Below are 19803 nucleotides of genomic sequence, written 5' to 3'. Positions count from 1 at the left end.
TGAAGAGCAATAGATGAGATCGACTATTCTATTTTATATCTGATCTCCAGACTCATCATCATAATAATTAAACAAGAAGTCATTATAAGGAAAGCGCTGTACGTGGATCTTCTTCACCTCATTATATAAAAGTGTCTTAAATGACTCCATATTATCTCTTTCTTTTGCAGAGATAAATATCGCTTGATCATTAGACTTAGCCATCCATGTTCTCTTCCACTCTTCTAAACTAATATTCTCTTTTGTAGAAGGTGTTAAATCATCCTCTTCCTTTGGAGTATATTGGAAGGCATCAATCTTATTAAACACATAGATCATCTTCTTGTCCGAAGCTCCGATCTCTTTCAGTGTCTGATCTACCACCTCAATCTGTTCTTCAAAAGCTTCATGTGATATATCAATTACATGAAGAAGAATATCAGCTTCTCTTGTTTCATCTAATGTTGATTTAAAAGAATTAACCAAACCATGTGGTAATTTTCGTATAAATCCAACAGTATCTGCTAAAAGAAATGGTAAGTTCTGAACAACCACTTTTCGAACTGTGGTATCCAGTGTAGCAAACAGTTTATTCTCCGCTAGCACTTCCGACTTACTCAAGACATTCATGATCGTTGATTTCCCTACATTGGTATATCCAACCAGTGCCACACGAACAGACTTACCTCTATTTTTTCTTTGTGTAGCCTTCTGCTTGTCAATCTTTACCAGATCATTCTTCAAACGAGATATCTTATCTAGGATAATACGTCTATCTGTCTCAATCTGAGTCTCTCCTGGTCCTCTCATTCCAATACCACCACGTTGACGCTCCAAGTGAGTCCACATACGTGTCAATCTAGGAAGCATATATTGATATTGTGCCAGTTCTACTTGTGTTCTCGCACTTGCGGTTTGTGCATGATTCGCAAAAATATCAAGAATAAGATTTGTACGATCCAATACTTTGATCTCCAACACCTTCTCAATATTCCTTAATTGTGTAGGTGAAAGTTCATCATCAAAGATTATAGAATCTAAATCATGTATCTTAACAAAATCATGTATCTCCTCCAATTTACCTGATCCGACAAATGTCGCACGATTAGGTAACTCCATCCGCTGCACAAATCGTCCTAGAACATGTGCACCTGCAGTTTCGGCAAGAAAAGTCAACTCATCAAGATACTCTTCCACTTTTGCCTCGCCTTGACTACTATTAATCAGACCTACTACTGCGGATCTCTCTCTATCTTCTATGTTTATCTCTTTTGATCCCATCTATTATTCCTACAAATGTAAAAAACCCGACCTCGTCAATATAGACAAGATCGGGATTCGTTTTATATAATATCTTGTTCTGATCTACTAATTCAACACGAAGTTAATAGGCACAGAGTATGATACACGTACTGCTTTACCACGTTGCATACCTGGCTTCCATCTTGGAAGTGTCTTCACAACACGAACAGCTTCTCTATCTAGAGCTTTATCAACTCCACGAGCAATACGTACGTCTGTAACACTACCATCCTTTTCCACTACAAAAGTAACGAAAACTCTTCCTTGGATACCATTCTCTTGCGCAATAACTGGATACTTAACGGTCTTACCAATATACTTCAAAAGTGCGGCATTTCCTCCAGGAAACATAGGCATATCCTCAACAAAGTTAAAGATCTCTTCCTCTTCGGCCTCTTTTTCATCTTCAACGACTGTCTCAACCTTCACTGGTCCATCCACGTCATCAGATTCTTCGATTTCCATTTCATCTTCAATCACTTCCTCATCATCCACAATAGTGATCACATCACTAATCTCTGCAGGTGGTGGTGGTGGTGGTGGTGGTGGTGGAGTCTCTGGTTTTGTCGTAATCGGAATTTCATCCTCTATCAAATCATCTTGCTGCATAGCACCAAAACTATCAGTTTTCTTAGGCTCTGTTGTCCACGCAAAAGCCAACCAAACTGCAAGCAATGAGACAGCAAGACCTAACCAGACAAAGGTAGACCTTTTGCTTTCCAAATCAGCTTTGGGAGTTTTTTTTGGTTCCATAATCCTACTTTAAATTATTCTGAAACTTTTTGTATTCTTTCTTTTCGAGGGTTTAAAGATAAAAAATAAAATTCTAAATTGATAGGATTCACCACTTTTTATCACCCCAAAAATGTCTTCTTCAGCTCAAAACCATTACTCTTATCAGTAAAAATTAATAACCCAAATTCATTTTATGCAATAAATCTATTGCATAAACATTAACTTCCTCTCATAACTTCGTTTTATTTCATCTACAAATTCGGGGGTTAATGACTTTCGATAGATTCTTATTGCTGATCTATACACACCATTAAATCTCAATGCACACAAAGCCGAATCAAAATTTAACCCTTCCCAGTTCAAATGTGCCTGTCTATCTAGTCGTTCAAACTCTTTCCACTTCAAAAAAGAAGGCAAAATAAAATATGCATGATTATTTTCGGTATTATCAAAAAACATATTATCCGACACTTCGCTTAGTTCAAAGAATTTATCGATTTCGACATTCGCCTCAAAGGTCACATCACGATATTCGTTACGACTTAACTCATAGCCATACCTCACAAAACACTCCTGTAACTCCAATATCTTACCATGCCCTTCTACACCACGTAAACGTATACCATAGTGCTCTTTCCCTGAAATATTAAGGACCACCTTTACCGCATCTAAGTTTATCAACTGAGCCACCTTCATCATCTCTATAGTATGTTCAACACACGACAATGGGTAGTTCTTAGTAAACATGATATAAAAATACAGTGGAGTATTTGCTTTTGATTTATCTCCATAATAACCATAGAATGGATTTATCACCTCAAAGACCAAGGTGTCTGGCACGATATCCTCCACGACACGATTCAGACTTTCTCTTTTGAATAGATTACCATGCAATTCCAAATTATCCATAAGTGCTTCGGTTAAAAGTTCGAACTCTTCATCAACTGTTTGTATTAAAGTAACCTCTTAAACCCTAAAATGTTCGTATTAAATTAACTACAAGCGACAGAATTGATGATAAATACCGATTGTTTTCATATTTTTATAAAACATATCAAAACAACAAAGTGTTTAAACCACCTTACCACAAATTGAATCCATTCAAAGAAACAGGTATGAATACATCAACACAGAAGCATCTAAATCAGTTTAAACTCTCTCGAATACTACTCCCTATTATTATCGGATTAGTAGTTGCTGTATATCTTATCTACAAAGAGAAAGATCAAATAGCCACCTTCAGTTTTACAACACAAGGGCTATTTTTTCTGCTAGGAGCAGTGGGGCTTATGTTATTCAGAGATTTTGGATATATTCTTCGACTTCGCACGCTATCCGGAAAATCACTTACCTGGATTCAATGTATTAAAGTTGTGTTCTTATGGGAATTTGCATCAGCCATCACCCCTACGGCCATTGGTGGAACAGGGGTAGCCGTTTTTTTCCTTCATCAAGAAAAACTCTCTTGGGCTGAAAGCACCACAATTGTGATGGCCACCAGCTTTCTAGATGAACTCTTCTTTGCAATCAGCTTTCCAATACTACTCCTAAGTATCGGTTGGCAAAACTTATTTATACAGTATAATGCAAACAGTTTCGTCAACAACCTTATATGGTTTGCCATTGCTGGATATGCCATCAAACTATGCTATATAATATTTGTCTCCTATGCTCTCTTTTTTCGTCCGCTACTTTTTAAGAAAATAATTGTTGCTATAGCTTCTCTTCCATTCTTACGTCGTTGGAAAGAAGATGCTGCCCAATATGGGGATGAGTTTGTCGTTGCATCAGAAACGTTACAACACAAACCTATCTTCTTCTGGATAAAATCATTCTTTGCAACGACCACATCATGGATATCCAGATATTGGACTGCCAACTTAATTATTCTAGGAGTCGCAGTATCTACGGTCAACCCAAACCCTCAACTCTTCGAAATCTCAAATCAAATGATCATCTTTGCTCGACAACTTATTATGTGGATCATGATGATGGTGATGCCAAGTCCAGGTGGGGCAGGATTCTCGGAATTCCTATTTTCACAATACATGACCGATTTTATCCCACATGGATACGGAAATATGGTCTCATTAATATGGAGAGCCATAAGTTACTACCCGTATCTTCTTATAGGTGCCATCATCTTTCCTATATGGGTTAGAAACAACTTCACAAGAAAAAAATGATAGAAACAAAGACAATAGAGGTGAAAGACCTTGGACTAATTAAGATACGACGAGGTAGCACCAAGAGCACCATCCGCTGCTCTTTCAAACAGGATGGCAGCATACTTATGGGAACACCACCATACATAAGCTGGGGAGAGATAAATGATTGGATCGAAAGCAATAGATCTAAACTAAAAGCAAAGCTACAACAGCCACGTCCAAAGACAGATGCACCTCTTCCTGACTTATGGACATGTCAAGGGCATACATATAAAATCGAATATAGAGAGGTTACAACCCCTAAAATAGAGAACAGTAAAGATTACGACAATACCACATTACTAGTTCCAAAGAATCTACCTCAAGAAAAGATTGACGTCATAAAAAAACAGTTCCTAAATTCAGCAGTAAAGATAGAGGCATGGAAATACCTCCCAATCAGGTTAGATCATTGGAGTGAAACACTTAAACTAACCTACCATAAATGCTTCATTAAAAACAATAAGACCAATTGGGGCAGTTGTTCATCCCTTGGAAACATCAATTTAAACCAACATCTCATGAGGCTTCCAAGTCACCTAATCGACATGGTAATAATACATGAATTGACACACACCATTATCCCGAACCACGGAAAAGATTTTAAAGCTGCAATGCAAAAAATGATTCCTAATATCAAACAGTTAGACCAGGAGATAAAACAGTATCACCCACACAGATGGTAACCGCTAATATTTAAATCGAGAATTATGAAATGGAATCAACTTATATGCCCCACAAGACTAGGTCAAGAGAATCGTAGCACCCAGAATTTTGATCATCGGTCACAATTCCAGAGAGACTATGATCGTATTATCTTCTCTGCTACATTTCGCCGACTACAGAATAAAACACAAGTATTTCCATTACCAGGCTCCATCTTTGTACACAACCGTTTAACCCACAGTCTTGAAGTTGCTAGTGTTGGAAGATCTTTAGGTGCCATGCTATCTGCCGAACTCATAAAACGAAATGAGCTTGACTGGGAACTAGCAAGTGAGATTGGTGCAATCATCGCATCAGCATGTTTGGCACACGATCTCGGAAATCCACCTTTTGGTCACTCTGGAGAATATGCCATATCCGACTTTTTCCAGAACCATTATGGTAAGAAATATCAATCCCAATTCACCAACGAGCAGTGGAATGACTTCGTTCAGTTTGACGGAAATGCAAATGCCTTTAGATTATTATCACACCAATTCATAGGCAGACGTCCTGGTGGCTTCTCCCTAACCTACTCCACACTGGCATCTATTGTTAAATATCCATATGATTCCACAAAGACCACAAGACAGAAATTTGGATTCTTCCAAGACCAAAAACAGACCTATATTAAAATCGCAGATACATTAGGAATAACAAAAACAGAAGGACAGTATGCCCGTCACCCTCTAGTCTACCTCGTGGAAGCTGCCGATGACATATGCTACCAAGTCATGGACATTGAGGATGCATATAAAATGAAAATTCTTACTTACGATCGTGTCGAAGAGTTCTTACTGCCATTCCATAAGGAAGAAGACAGCACCTCTAAAACATTGAAGACATTGAATACCATAGAGGACAAAAACGAAAAAGTATCCTACCTTAGATCGATTACGATAGGCAAGCTTACAAATGAGTGTTTTGAGCAATTCATGCTTCACTATAAGGAGATAATGGATGGAGAGAAAGTTACACCTCTAATTCAATCTATCTCTTCCAAATCTTTAGATGCATTAGATCGCATCCACAAAATATCCAAAGAAGAGATCTATATGCAACGTGATGTAGTCGAGATTCAAATTGCAGGACATAAGATCATCACCACACTGTTGGACAGATTTATTCATGCACTTGAAAAACCAAATACACCACACGCTAAAAACATGCGATCACTTATTCCTAAACAATATGACATAAACAACCCCGACACATACAAACGGACTTTAGCCATTGTTGATTATGTATCGGGGATGACAGATGTATATGCCTTAGAATTATACCGTAGAATGGAAGGAATATCTGTTCCAGCCTTCTATTAAACAAGACACCCAAGTGGGGGTTAGATCTGTTTCTTCAACAACTTTACATTGTTCTTTAAACGCTCTATCTCCTCATTTTGGCTCTTAATCTGACTCTTTAATGACGAGATACTCTTTGTCAAAGCCGCTCTTTTTTGTTCTAGAGCCATCATCTTATCATCATTTGATGATATCTTATTATTTAAAACAACCGCTTTATCTTTCTCATTATTCAAAGCATACTTCACCTCAATAAGTTCGCTATTTTTTGCCTCTAAACTCTTCTTAAATATCTTGATATCACTCTTATATTTTGCGATATCTTCATTCATCTGGCTTATTGTTGAACTCAACTGTCTGTTCTCATTCTTGTACGAGAACAACTGATCTTCTAACTCACCACTTATCTCTTGATTCTTTTGCGACTCCATAGCCATCTTATCTGCTACTTCATCCACTTTACTCAACATCTTTGTATTGCTATACTCTAGATCCTCACGAATCTGATCAAAAGCAACATTTCTATCTTTTAACTCTTTTTGGGTCGAAGACAACTCTTTCTTTAGCGTCACCACTCGCTGATCACTCTTCTTTTTACGAGTCTCCAGCTCTACATATTTCTTCTTCGAAACACACGAGGCCAATCCTATTGCTAATATTCCACAATAAATAATTAATCTTTGATACATAATCTATGTTTCCTTATTTGTGTTTGTATTTACATCGATAAGAACAACTTACGATATCCTTTCTAACAAAGATAACAATTCTAACGACGTTTTAATGTTCTATTAATTTTAAACAGCAAGGCGATACTCTTGTTCATTCAGCCCATACTTATATAACATAAAATCATCATAATTGGTATACGTACCCCATAAAAAAGGTGCAACTGTAATAAAACAGCTGCACCTTTCTTCATTCGATTTCGTGGCAAAGTACTACGACACAAAAATCTTTATCATAAATACAATAGCTAAAATCCACATAGATATAGTCACCTCTTTTCTTCTACCCGTCAAGAGTTTGATAAAAACATAAGAGATAACCCCCATCATGATTCCATTGACTATAGAGTAGGTCAAAGGCATCAACATGAAAGTAAAATATGCAGGAACTGCTTCTGTAAAATCTTTAAAGTTAATTTTACTGGTCTCACTCATCATCATTACCCCCACAATAAATAGAGCAGGAGTCGTTGCTGCTGCAGGAACCATTAAGAAAAGAGGAGATAGAAGTAATGCGATCAACAAGAAACTAGCCGTAACCATAGACGTTAAACCTGTTCGGCCACCCTCTGCAATACCAGCAGCACTTTCCGATACCGTAGTCACAGTAGACACCCCTAATAGTGCACCACAAACTGTTGCAATAGAATCGGCTGTCAATCCTTGCTTAAGATTCTTAATTTCTCCATTTTCATCCACCATATTTGCACTATTAGATACACCTACAAGTGTCCCAATAGTATCAAACATATCGATAAAAAGAAATGCAAACAAAACCACTACAATGTTTATCGTCTCATCAAAGCTGCCAATCCAACTGAAATCAAGATGAAAAGCAATCGGAGAGATCGAAGGTATCGCAAAATCCCAGCTCTCTGGCAACTGCGTCACCCCCATAGGTAAACCAATCAATGTACAGAAAATCATCCCGATAAGGATCGATCCCGGCACCTTCTTATAATATAAAGCTCCAGTCAATATAATTCCTAAAATAGCTATCACAGCAGAAGGCGATGTCAAATCCCCCATAGTAACCAACGTCGCACCATTATCTACGACAATTCCAGCTCCCTTAAGACCTATCATAGTAATAAACATCCCAACACCAACGGTAATACCCTGACGTACAGACAGTGGAATAGCTCCAATTATCTTCTCTCTCACATTAATCAAGGTCAAAAAGATAAAAAACAACCCCTCTAAGAAGATCGCAGTCAACGCAACTTCCCAGCTATATCCCATTCCAATACATACGGTAAAAGCAAAGAAGGCTGTCGTTCCCATTCCAGGTGCCAGCGCATATGGAAGGTTGGCTATCAATGCCATCAAAAGTGTCCCGATAACGGACGTCAAAACTGTAGCAGTAAATAATGCCCCCTTATCCATTCCGGTTGCAGACAACATATTTGGCGCAACAGACAAAATATACGCCATGGTCATGAAAGTTGTTATCCCTGCAAGAATCTCGTTTCTTACACTTGTCCCGTTTTCTTTAAGCTTAAAGAGTGTCTCAAGCATTTTCTGTTAGATTTTAAAGTGTCAGTCTAAACTTTCCCCTTGTTGATAATAAAAAAATTGGGGCAAAAATAATACAATTATCAATAAATAAAACAGTGGAATCACCTTTACCAATGAATATGGAGTGATTTTAAATATTTTCAACATGAAGACGATATATATGACATATTCTCAACAACATACAAAACCATACCTTTCACTTTATTTTATTAAGTTTCAGACCTCCCTCCACTTTGCATACAATAATCAGGAGACCTCTTAATCATATCAAAATATATCGGGGTGATACTCTTTTGTACCTTGAAATGAAAATATTAACATAAAGTACAGCTCTATTAAAACAAACAGACACAACATTCCGTTACTATAATACCAATTGAATTATGAAATGTCGTGTCAAATAAAATAACTAGAGCTCAGTGGGTTTTACTTTTTACTTTCAATGACTCTTTGTAAATTTATCAAAAATATAATATCGTAAGTTCCATCTAAACACATAAATAAGATGCAAAAAATAGTTTCTCTTTTCACAATAATGGTTCTATCCTTTTCGCTATATGCACAGAAATCGGTCATTCTAAATGGAGTTATACTTAACGCTCAAACCAAAGAGTCTATTCCATATGCTAACATAGGCATCGACGGAACCATGACTGGAACTGCAAGTAATTTTGATGGAGAATTTCAATTAAAAGTTCCAGAAAAATCTATCGGAAATGATATTATTGTTTCGGCAGTAGGATTCCACAACATACAGATACCTTGGAAGAACGTTAAAACAGGTATCATTCTACAGATTGAACTAAAAAAACAGACATTCTCTATCCAAGAAGTTGATATACAAGCGCAATCATTGGTACTAGTTCGTATCCTACGTACAGCTGCACTTAACACCCAAAAACATTTTATTCAAACACCATACAGCTTGGATGCACACTACGAATATGCTTTTGCTTCTAAGGGACAAAACCACAACCATCAAGCCAACATTCTCTATACAGATCAAAAGGGATACCAGCTTCTTAACGACTCAGTTCTGTTCAAAAACTATGGATATAACCTTAAAAATGTCACACTAGATAACCCTAAGAATAGAGACCTTGACCATAGAGCACTATATATTAATGATCTTCTTCAATTTGATTTAGCGAAGTGGAAACGTGGTATTTTCAATCCATATACTATCAAAAAATTCAAACTAAGTAAGAACAACGAATCTAAAATCAATGGAGATATAGTATGGGTTGTCGACTATGAGCTACTAAAGCCCTCTTTTGATATTACCTTCGATCCATACGCAACTGAGTATAAAGGTAAGGCATACATTAATATGAGTGACACGACCATCATTAAAAACGAAGTGTGGGTGAATGCTTCAAACTTCTCCCCGATCTCAGCAAACCACTATACAAAAAAGACAGAAACAGCCACAAACCGCTACTACTTTGCCACTCAATATCAAAAAGACGGAAACAAATATCTTCTTGAGTCGGTCCAATTTACAAGACAAACAGAGGGGGATAAAGCCATAAACACCCATGCAAATGTTTATGTAACCAAAACTTACAAAGAGGCACAAAGTAAGAGTCTAAAAAAATATTTCTACTATTGGAAATAACTCTAACACAGTAAAATATTGCAGGTGACAATAAAAACAGAACGCATTGTTAATATAACATAATACAAACTTAAAAAATGTTTCACTATATTTGTATTGTATAACACCAAGACATTGCCTGTTCATGAGTAAGAAAGTTGCAACACGATACACATGTATTATGATGCTCATATCACTGATATTGGCATCATGCAAGCCAAACTATGATTCACATATAGATAAAACCCCTCAGTTCTCAAGGGTCAAAACTGTATATGAATCATACGTTAACTTTAGAGGAGAGAAAAATATCCGCACAGAAAACATCTATAATAAAGATGGTAAATTGACACGTTCCAACACTTATGAGAACGACTCTCTTAGATACTATAAACTATACTATTACAATTCAGAGAAGCAGATTCAGGATGTCGTAACCTATTCAAAAAATGCATCCAATCAAAAGCTTTATGTTGTCGAAGAGATGATATTGTACGAGTATAGCAAAAGCAAATATTTAACGGAGAAGATTGTAAGTAGCATTGATAAGAACCAAAGTAGAACGGTACTATTTTTCTACAATGAAACCCATAAACTTGTCAAACAACAAGTACTAAAGAAAAATATCATCACTAGAGAGTCGACCTATGAATACAACGAACTTGGTAAACTAAAGACCAAGCATATCCATTATATGTCACCCAAACACACTTCAAGAATGGAATATGACTACTCTTCAAATATCTTAACCAGTATAACCACTTATGACGAGAAGGGAAAGGTGATCTCATGCCGTAACTTCTACTACAATACAATCAATGAAAAAGTATTAGAAGAGAAGTACATCTATCCTCCCAAACACGAAGCTATCGTAAAAAAACATTATAATTATGAGGTGACAAATAATCGCATCACCGACAGTCTAACCCAAAGAGACATTTAATCCGTTGCTTTCCAAACAACAGGTTTTTATTGAAAGGTTCAATTAACATCACAAGCCTCACAGTAGTTAAGACCTGCACTAGCGCAAATTACGGATGACCTCATACAGTAAGTCATATACACTTTCTAGTGTGTCGAAAAAAAACATAAAAAAAAAGCTATCCAAATTGGATAGCTTTTTTTCGTTGACCCACCAGGGCTCGAACCTGGACTCTTCTGAACCAAAATCAGATGTGTTGCCAATTACACCATGGGTCAATCTTTAACTATGAACGTCTCTTGTTTTAAGACGTTGCAAATATAAAATCCTTTTTATTATTTACAAAATTTTTTATTAAAAATACCCCCATTTAACGGGAGGCTACTAAAAAAAATCAACAATAAAAGAACTTTATTGTTGACCCACCAGGGCTCGAACCTGGACTCTTCTGAACCAAAATCAGATGTGTTGCCAATTACACCATGGGTCAATCTTTAATGTGTCTCTTTGTTTAAGACGGGTGCAAATGTACGCTCTTTTTTTTATTATGCAAACAATCGGATAAAAAAGTAGTAAAAAAAAATCATAAAATTATCTTTGTATTGGGATCACAAAAGCATAAAATCCAATGATGAATAAAAGGACCAATACCCTAATAGGCTGGGGGCTATTTAGTTTCAGTCTTATCATATACCTATTCACACTTTCAAAGAGCGTCAGTTTCTGGGATTGTGGTGAATTCCTTGCAACGGCCTACAAACTACAAATTGGACATCCACCTGGTGCCCCTTTTTACCTCATTGTAGCTAGAGCTATTTCGTCCATCTCTTCGACACCACAAGTGTCAACACTACTTATCAACAGTGTCTCAGCATTAGCAAGTGCAGCAACGGTTATGTTCCTATATTGGACCATCGTAAGAGTTATTAGCCACAAGAAAGCCTTACAATCTAAGATTATTCCTATTGGAGCTGCAATAGGAGCATTAACTTTTGCTTTTACCGACACCTTCTGGTTTTCGGCAGTAGAAGCCGAGGTATATGCACTATCTAGCTTCTTTACCGCAGTCGTTTTTTGGTCCATCCTTAGATGGCGAGATGAAACCGACACTCTTTTCTCCCGTTGGATACTCATGATATTCTATTTTATTGGACTATCTATTGGTGTGCACCTACTGAACCTACTCGCCATCCCTGCGATCATTTTTATTATCTATCACCACAAATGGGAGATTAATACCAAAAACTCATTGATTGCACTTGCCTTATCTGGACTATTGATCCTGGCCATAAACTACGGGATCATACCTGGTATACCATGGCTCATATCAAAACTTGAACTCCTTTCAGTAAACCAACTTAATCTACCCAAACATACGGGTATCATATCTTTTGTCATTCTCTTCTTCCTCACATTTGTATTTCTAAACAGATACAGTATTTCGAGAGGTAAAGCAACGTTAAACCTTATCACCAATGCAACTGCTCTTGTCATTATTGGCTATAGCTGTTATGCTACGATTGTCATTCGAACCAATGCCAATCCGCCAATCAATGAGAATGCACCAACGGATATGTTTCGTCTACAAGAGTACCTCAATAGAGAGCAGTATGGCGACCGTCCTCTTCTCTATGGTAACTACTATACTGCTCCCGTAGTAGGGCAGAAAAAAGGGAGTACTAAATATCGATATGAAAAAGGGAAATATATTGATCAAAACGGCACACTTTCCCCAAAATATGACGATCGATTTAACACCTACTTCCCAAGAATGTATAGTGCACGAGGGCAACACCCTCAAATATATCAATCATGGACGGGAGAGAGTGGCAAGTGGATTAACGTCAAACAATCTGGCATAAATCAGAAAATCTATCGCCCTAGTGCCATCGACAACTTCACCTTCTTCACTACATATCAATTAGGCCACATGTACTTTCGCTACTTTATGTGGAACTTTGTAGGTCGACAGAACGAAATGCAGGGCTACGGCGATATACTTTATGGCAATTGGATCAGTGGCATACCCGTCTTGGACTACTGGATGGTCGGTGATACCAACAAACGACCTGATGCCACCAACAGCAAAAAAGGACAGAGCACCTACCTCTTCTTGCCCCTACTATTAGGACTTATTGGACTATACCTACAAATGACTTCAAGTAGATCAGAAGGCAAAGACTTTACGCCTATTGTGTTGCTCTTTATCACTACTGGAATTGCCATTGTCATCTACCTAAATCAAACACCGATACAGGCAAGAGAACGCGACTACGCATATGTCGGATCATTCTATGCATTTGCCATATGGATAGGAATGGGTGCCTACTATATACTTAAAAAGATCACATCAAAAAACCCCAATAAGAGTGTAACGATCATCGTTTCAGGGCTCTTACTTCTGGTTCCTCTACGTCTATTACAACAAAATTGGAAAAACCATGACAGAAGTGATAGAAGCTTAGCCCACCAATTGGCACAAAACACCTTAAACCCTTTAGAAAAACAGGCGATACTATTCACTTATGGAGACAACGACACCTTCCCATTATGGTATCTTCAAGAGGTTGAAGGGCAACGAACTGATATTCGAGTTTGTAATACCAGCCTTCTATCTGCCAACTGGTACATACGTCAAATGCAACGAAAAGTGTATACCTCAACACCACTACCTATCCAACTAAAGAGAGGGCAAGTCGCGGAAGATATAAGAGAGTATATCCCAATCATAAATCGAATCAAATCTCCATTCCCAATTCAACAACTGATCCATCAATGGATTGGATCTAAAGATATTAGAACCAAAGTAAAGACGACTAGTGGAAATAAGATTGACTATATCCCATCCAAAACCATTGCAATTCCTATCAATAAAGCAGAGGTTAATAGTGGCTTTCTTCATGAAACCATCCAAAACAGAGATATCAAAGACACCCTATTTGTCAAACTTAAGGGGAAAGGTATATTTAAGAGTGACTTGATGATTCTGAATATGCTTTGCCACTATAAATGGGATCGACCAATATCTTTTGACCCTAGCGCCTTAGATGGAATCAACCTAGATCTAAAACCTTATGTTCGATTTGATGGTCTAACTTACACCCTGATACCGTATGAATTCACCCCTACAGAAAAATGTATTGGTGAGATCTCTTCAGACCGTATGGGTAAGATCATCAATAACTATCAGTGGAAACAACTTGGTAAGAGCGACACTTTTTGGGACGACACCTCCATCAAAACACTACACTCAGCAAAAGTGAAACAAGCATACGAGAACCTTATCATCCAGCAGCTGCAAGATGGCAACAAGTCAAAAGCAAAAGAGGCTTTCAAGCAATTTGAGAAGTACACCATGCATTCTCCTAAGTTAATCACAAAAGAAGACCTCGCTTTAGTAACGATACTTCTAAAGCACCAACTGAAAACGGAGGGACAGACCCTTTTGTTTGAGATTTTCGACGAAGCCTATCAATGGATAGAGTATTACACCTCTCTCCCACCATATTTGGCAGCAAGTTACGACAACCGTATCCCGAAAAGGATCAATATCCTTACAGCTTGCACACAGATCGCGAAAGAAGGTCAATGTGAAGATGCATTCCAAAAACGTATCGACCAGAAATTGGAGCAGTTAATCCTCCAACTAGAGAACCCACAAGAGTAGATATCTCAATCTAGAGCAAACAGATTATCCGCTCAAAACAACAGCGATTCTATGGCTTTTCACTATCCAAGCCTAGAATCGCTATTTTTTTCTACCTCTTACACCGTCCTTTTACGGTCTTTTTTACTCTCTTTTTGCCTATCTCGACAACGCACTTCCTAGGTACCTCCTCCGAACCTCAATCGTACCATCTCCGACCTTTGTCCATGGTTCAGCCATGGTTCGTCCATGGTTTGTCCATCGATTTCGGGGGTTTTGGTGGCTGAAACATGGCTGAACCATGGACGAATCTTGGACAAAGGTCGAAGGAGGTACCTATGAGGGGCGGAGGAGGTACTTAGGAAGTATTTAGGAGGCCATAAAGAGATAACGATTAAGCCACAACCAAGTGATGACTAGTTTGTAGTGGTGTGGAATGAGGACTATCGTTAAGTAGTAGTTGAGATGGAACGAATGAAATAAATTTCTTTAGTTCGGGGTACAGTTGGGGGTGATAAAATATCCACACGACTATAACCAAGAGATGACTAGGTTGTAGTGGTGTGGATAAAGAGCTACAGTTCAGCAACTATTCAGTCACAAGAAGATAGTTTAAAAGCTATATTTCAGTAATTATTGGGTGACAGCAAGGTAGCTATGAAGGTATTACTGAAAGGTGGATTGGCCTTTTCTATTTTGATAATCGCTTATAGTAGGCCATCATCTTTTTGTCATTTAGACGTGCGTATACATTTGAGATATAAAGAGCGAGATGCTTCTCTTTCTGAATTTTGTAGACAGCTTTCAATTTAGATAGCGCATATCGGTAGTTTTTACCACTCTTTATCAGCTCTTTCAAAAGGATAGCGTAGTTACGACGTGTTTTATTCTTGTTGTATGTTGCCATTGCCTTTTTATAATGGTCATCGGCTATATAGTAGACATCGATAGCAAGAGTACGTCTGGCCAAGTAGTTTGTAGGATCAAGCTTCACCAGCTTTTTGGCAGTAGCGGATACCTCATTCGATTTTCTCAGTTTATAACATATCATCAGGTAGGCAGTTAATCCCTCTTTAGACTCTTTGAATGCTGGTGTTTGTGTTTGCCATAATGTATCAGCCTTATCATATAGTTCGGCCTCCACATTAATCATAAAATATCTCTCGTTTAGGGCTTTTGCATATTCCGAATCGGTCTGTTTCATTAGATCGTTAAGAACACGCATCTCTTTCGACATCTCCCCTTTTTGCTTGTATATTAGGGCTAGATCGCTAAGCATCTCTGCATCGCTAGAACCTAGGGAGTAGGCCAATGCAAGATTTTTTAATGCCTTGTCGGTTTGTTTGAGTTTTAGAGCAGACTTTCCTGCCATTAAGTATGTTTCTGCAGGAACATCTTTATTGTCTTTTCCTTGTTCTGCCATAAGAGCTTCAGCATAGTCCAAAGCTGCCTGGTAATCACCTTGTTCTAATGAAGAAGTGTATTTCTTTTGTAGTCCAGCAATAGGAGAACACTGCGTTAGAGACAGCATCATTGCTGTTACGATAAGGAAAAAGGCAAAGCCTTTGAATTTACTTAAGTTTCTCATTCATTTGATTTTTACTTCGATATTCTACAAATCAAATCAGAAAATTGAGATATACAAAGTATTCAAAGTATATAATGTTTAAAATAACTCTTTTTCTAGGGTTTAGGGTTATAAGTCGAATTAAAGACTCATATACATCAATAAATTTTTTTATTTTCGTGGTGGCGAACTCTCTTTGATTGATTTGCACCAAAAAGACAGATAAAAATTAATCCATTATACTTTTAGACAAAAGAAAATGAAGCAATACAAATTTTACAATAAGATCATTGGATGGATCGTTTTTGCTATTGCAGCAACGGTTTATTTGATGACCATTGAACCGACAGCCAGTTTTTGGGACTGTGGAGAATTTATCACCACTTCCTATAGATTAGAAGTAGGACACCCACCGGGGGCACCATTCTTCCTTTTGTTAGGACGTTTCTTCTCTATTTTTGCTTCAGATCCGTCGAAAGTAGCGATGATGATCAATGGTTTATCGGCCTTGGCTAGTGCCTTTACTATTCTTTTTCTTTTTTGGAGTATTACCCACTTGGCAAAGAATATTGTATCAGGCAAAGAGAATCCTTCCCTAGGAGATATGATCTCTATTTTTGGTGCGGGTGCTGTTGGTGCTTTGGCATATACATTCTCCGACACTTTTTGGTTTTCGGCAGTAGAGGGTGAAGTTTATGCCACATCATCTCTGTTTACAGCCATTGTATTTTGGGCTATACTGAAATGGGAAAATGAAGCTGATCAACCACACGCAAACCGTTGGTTGGTGTTTATAGCCTATATGATCGGACTTTCTATAGGGGTTCACCTTTTGAATCTATTAGCAATACCAGCCATTGGATTGGTTTACTACTTTAAGAAATATAAGCCTAGTTGGAAAGGTGCTGCTATAGCACTAGGAGTTTCAGTTGTAATTCTTGGAACTATTATGTGGGGAATTATTCCTGGGGTCATAAAGTTTGCTAGTTGGGTTGAACTATTCACAGTCAATTCATTGGGAATGCCTTATAACACAGGGGTTATCTTATACTCTATATTGCTTATTTCTGGTTTGGTTTATGGAATATACTATACAACCAAAAAAGATATGCCATGGAGAAACCTTGTGGTAGTATCTACTACGGTAATTATTATTGGGTACTTCTCTTATGCCACTATTGTAATTCGTTCTTCGGCTAATCCTCCAATGGATCAGAACAATCCGAATAATGTATTCTCGCTGTTGGACTATCTGAACCGTGAGCAGTATGGAGATCGTCCTTTGTTCTATGGTGCTTACTATAATACTCCTTTAGATGAGAACAAACCTTATGATGAGGCAAAGCCAAGTTATGTTCAAGAAGGGGGCAAATATAAAAAAGTTAAAGTTCGTCAGTCGCCAAACTATCAGAGTATTGCTAGCACTTTCTTTCCTAGAATGTACAGCAGCCAACCTACACATGTTAAAGAGTACAAGAAGTGGGCTAATATTAAGGGCCATGCCGTAACAGTGGATGGAGATAGAGGACAGAAAAAACGTATCATGAAACCTACTTTTGGAGAGAATCTGACCTTCTTCTTCAAGTATCAGGTAAACTATATGTATTTGCGTTATTTCATGTGGAACTTCAGTGGTAGACAGAATGATATTCAAGGACATGGGGATGTGGTTCGTGGTAACTGGATCTCGGGTATTCCTTTTATCGACAATGTACGATTGGGAGACCAATCTGAGTTACCATCCATTTGGAAAGAGAATAGAGGACACAATACATATTACATGCTTCCTTTGATTTTAGGTCTTTTGGGGATGTTCTTTCAATATCACCGAAGCGAGAAAGGGAAATATGATTTTGCCATCGTGATGATGTTATTCATTATGACAGGATTGGCTATTGTGGTTTATCTAAACCAGACACCACTCCAACCAAGAGAGCGTGACTATGCTTATGCTGGGTCGTTTTATGCTTTTACTATTTGGATCGGATTGGGTGTACTTGGATTGATAGATCTATTAAAAAGAGTGGCTCCATATACTACAAGTAGTATCATTGCTACCCTAGCATCTTTGGTATTGGTTCCGGGTATTATGGCATCAGAGAATTGGGATGATCACGATCGCTCAAATCGATATACATGTCGTAGCACAGGATACAACTACCTGAATACATGTGCAGAGAATGGAATTATCTTCACCAATGGAGATAATGACACCTTCCCTCTTTGGTATTCACAAGATGTGGAAGGAATCAGAACAGACATGAGGGTTTGTAACCTAAGCTACCTTCAGACAGATTGGTATATTGATCAGATGAAGCGTAAAGCTTGGAATTCGGCACCTCTACCTATCACTTTTGAGAAGGATCAATATGTTCTTGGGACAAACGACTATTGCTATGTTTACGAACACCCTTCGTTTAAAGATAAAAGACTTGAACTTCGCGATGTGATTGATGGTTTTATCAAATCGGATAATAAAGCAACGAAGTTGCAAGATAATATATCATTCTTCCCTACAAGGATGTTGAAGGTAACCATCGATAAGGAGCAAGTGATTAAGAGTGGTTTGGTGGCAAGAAAAGATTCGGATCAGATTGTATCTCAAATCGATATCAACCTAAAAGGAAACATTATCACAAAAGATCAGTTGATGTTGTTAGATATGATTGCCCATACCGACTGGACTCGTCCATTCTATTTTGCGATTACAGTGGGTAGTGATAAGTATCTAGGACTACAACCATATTTCCGTACAGAAGGTTTTGCCTATCGTTTGGTACCATTAAAGAATAGCAACCTTACGGATGATGCCGAAGAGGTGACGATGGTAGATACAGATAAGATGTATTATAACATGATGGAGAAATTCACATGGGGTAATATGAATGATCCAAAGGTCTACTTAGATGAAAACAATGCACGTATGGCAATGAATATCCGTAATAGCTTTGTTCGATTGGCGGAAGCCCTTCTACAGGATAGTACGAAGTTTGATTCTCAATTAAATATTGGAAAAGAACATACAGTGTTGGATCATCGTTTGAAAGCCATTAAAGTGCTGAATCGATGTGAAGAGGTCATTCCGTCGGATAAAGTTGCTTATGACTATTTCGGATTGTTAATAGCTCAAACCTATTTTAAAGCAGATGACAAAGAGGCTGGTGTGAAGATCTTCAAAGAGATGTTGAACAACTATACGGAACAATTGAACTACTACACTCAGCTTCCTCAAGCGGAGAGCATGGTACTTCAGAATGATATTCGTAGAGCACTTTATATATTAAAAGAGATGAGTGACACTTGTAAGAAATATGACCTTGCACAGTTGCAGAAGTCTATTGATACTGTTTTTGAAGGAACCATTCAGAAATTATAAATTAGTGTCGTAAAAGATATTGGTTCAGACTCCCATCCTACTTATAGGGTGGGAGTTTTTTTGTTTTTACCCCTGGGGGTAATAGAGTTCATCCACTACAGATAGGAGCCTGATTTTTGTTATACTCTATTATTTATTTAACTTTGACGCCGATATTTCTGGATATCAAGTCAGTCTATTAACATAAAAAGAAAAAGTTGGTATTATTTTTGTGGTATTC

Annotated in this window: 13 protein-coding genes and 2 tRNA genes; 7 read left to right on the top strand and 8 right to left on the bottom strand. The window is 37.7% G+C overall.

Annotated elements, in window-relative coordinates:
* Positions 1–33 precede the first annotated feature (33 nt).
* From hflX to K5X82_13375, 3 genes are all read right to left on the bottom strand, one after another.
* The gene (gene hflX / locus K5X82_13385) at positions 34–1260 is read right to left on the bottom strand and encodes a GTPase HflX (protein ID QZT36256.1); all 1227 of its coding nucleotides are present in this window, start codon (positions 1258–1260) and stop codon (positions 34–36) included.
* A gap of 87 nt (positions 1261–1347) precedes the next feature.
* Positions 1348–2034: an energy transducer TonB gene (locus tag K5X82_13380; protein QZT36255.1), complete on the bottom strand. Its 687-nt coding sequence runs from the start codon at positions 2032–2034 to the stop codon at positions 1348–1350.
* Positions 2035–2220: 186 nt separating this feature from the next.
* The gene (locus K5X82_13375; protein QZT36254.1) at positions 2221–2925 is read right to left on the bottom strand and encodes a hypothetical protein; all 705 of its coding nucleotides are present in this window, start codon (positions 2923–2925) and stop codon (positions 2221–2223) included.
* Positions 2926–3131: 206 nt separating this feature from the next.
* Here K5X82_13375 and K5X82_13370 point away from each other — a divergent pair, with 206 nt between their 5' ends.
* The 3 genes from K5X82_13370 to K5X82_13360 are packed head-to-tail and all read left to right on the top strand — an operon-like array spanning position 3132 to position 6250.
* Positions 3132–4202, top strand: coding sequence for a flippase-like domain-containing protein (locus K5X82_13370; protein QZT36253.1), 1071 nt, complete (start codon positions 3132–3134; stop codon positions 4200–4202).
* The gene (locus tag K5X82_13365) at positions 4199–4909 is read left to right on the top strand and encodes a M48 family metallopeptidase (protein ID QZT36252.1); all 711 of its coding nucleotides are present in this window, start codon (positions 4199–4201) and stop codon (positions 4907–4909) included. Before K5X82_13370 ends, K5X82_13365 begins: the two co-directional genes overlap by 4 nt.
* 24 nt (positions 4910–4933) lie before the next feature.
* Entirely contained in the window at positions 4934–6250 is a 1317-nt protein-coding gene (locus tag K5X82_13360; GenBank protein ID QZT36251.1) for a deoxyguanosinetriphosphate triphosphohydrolase, read from the top strand.
* 20 nt (positions 6251–6270) lie between these two features.
* Here the strand turns inward: K5X82_13360 and K5X82_13355 are convergent, their stop codons facing one another.
* Complete coding sequence (locus tag K5X82_13355; GenBank protein ID QZT36250.1) at positions 6271–6918, bottom strand: hypothetical protein; 648 nt, start codon at positions 6916–6918, stop codon at positions 6271–6273.
* 252 nt (positions 6919–7170) lie between these two features.
* Positions 7171–8475, bottom strand: a complete 1305-nt coding sequence (locus tag K5X82_13350; protein QZT36249.1) for an NCS2 family permease — start codon at positions 8473–8475, stop codon at positions 7171–7173.
* Between the two features lie 505 nt (positions 8476–8980).
* Between K5X82_13350 and K5X82_13345 the strand changes: the two genes are divergently transcribed.
* Both K5X82_13345 and K5X82_13340 read left to right on the top strand, forming a co-directional pair.
* A complete protein-coding gene (locus K5X82_13345; protein QZT36248.1) occupies positions 8981–10093 on the top strand; it encodes a carboxypeptidase-like regulatory domain-containing protein in 1113 nt (370 codons plus the stop codon).
* 160 nt (positions 10094–10253) lie between these two features.
* A complete protein-coding gene (locus K5X82_13340; GenBank protein QZT36247.1) occupies positions 10254–11015 on the top strand; it encodes a hypothetical protein in 762 nt (253 codons plus the stop codon).
* 184 nt (positions 11016–11199) lie between these two features.
* Here the strand turns inward: K5X82_13340 and K5X82_13335 are convergent.
* A tRNA-Gln gene (locus K5X82_13335) sits at positions 11200–11272 on the bottom strand.
* Between the two features lie 139 nt (positions 11273–11411).
* Positions 11412–11484, bottom strand: a tRNA-Gln gene (locus tag K5X82_13330).
* Between the two features lie 138 nt (positions 11485–11622).
* On the opposite strand from K5X82_13330, the gene K5X82_13325 reads away from it, so the two are divergent.
* A complete protein-coding gene (locus tag K5X82_13325; protein QZT36246.1) occupies positions 11623–14661 on the top strand; it encodes a DUF2723 domain-containing protein in 3039 nt (1012 codons plus the stop codon).
* Between the two features lie 670 nt (positions 14662–15331).
* Here the strand turns inward: K5X82_13325 and K5X82_13320 are convergent.
* Complete coding sequence (locus tag K5X82_13320; protein QZT36245.1) at positions 15332–16228, bottom strand: hypothetical protein; 897 nt, start codon at positions 16226–16228, stop codon at positions 15332–15334.
* A 238-nt stretch (positions 16229–16466) separates the two neighbouring features.
* Here K5X82_13320 and K5X82_13315 point away from each other — a divergent pair, with 238 nt between their 5' ends.
* Positions 16467–19583, top strand: coding sequence for a DUF2723 domain-containing protein (locus tag K5X82_13315; protein QZT36244.1), 3117 nt, complete (start codon positions 16467–16469; stop codon positions 19581–19583).
* Positions 19584–19803 lie beyond the last annotated feature (220 nt).

The sequence above is a fragment of the Prolixibacteraceae bacterium genome (assembly GCA_019856515.1).
GTDB classification, from domain to species: domain Bacteria; phylum Bacteroidota; class Bacteroidia; order Bacteroidales; family Prolixibacteraceae; genus Halosquirtibacter; species Halosquirtibacter xylanolyticus.
Note: the sequence above shows the minus strand (reverse complement) of the source record. Positions and strands in the feature narration are given on the sequence as shown.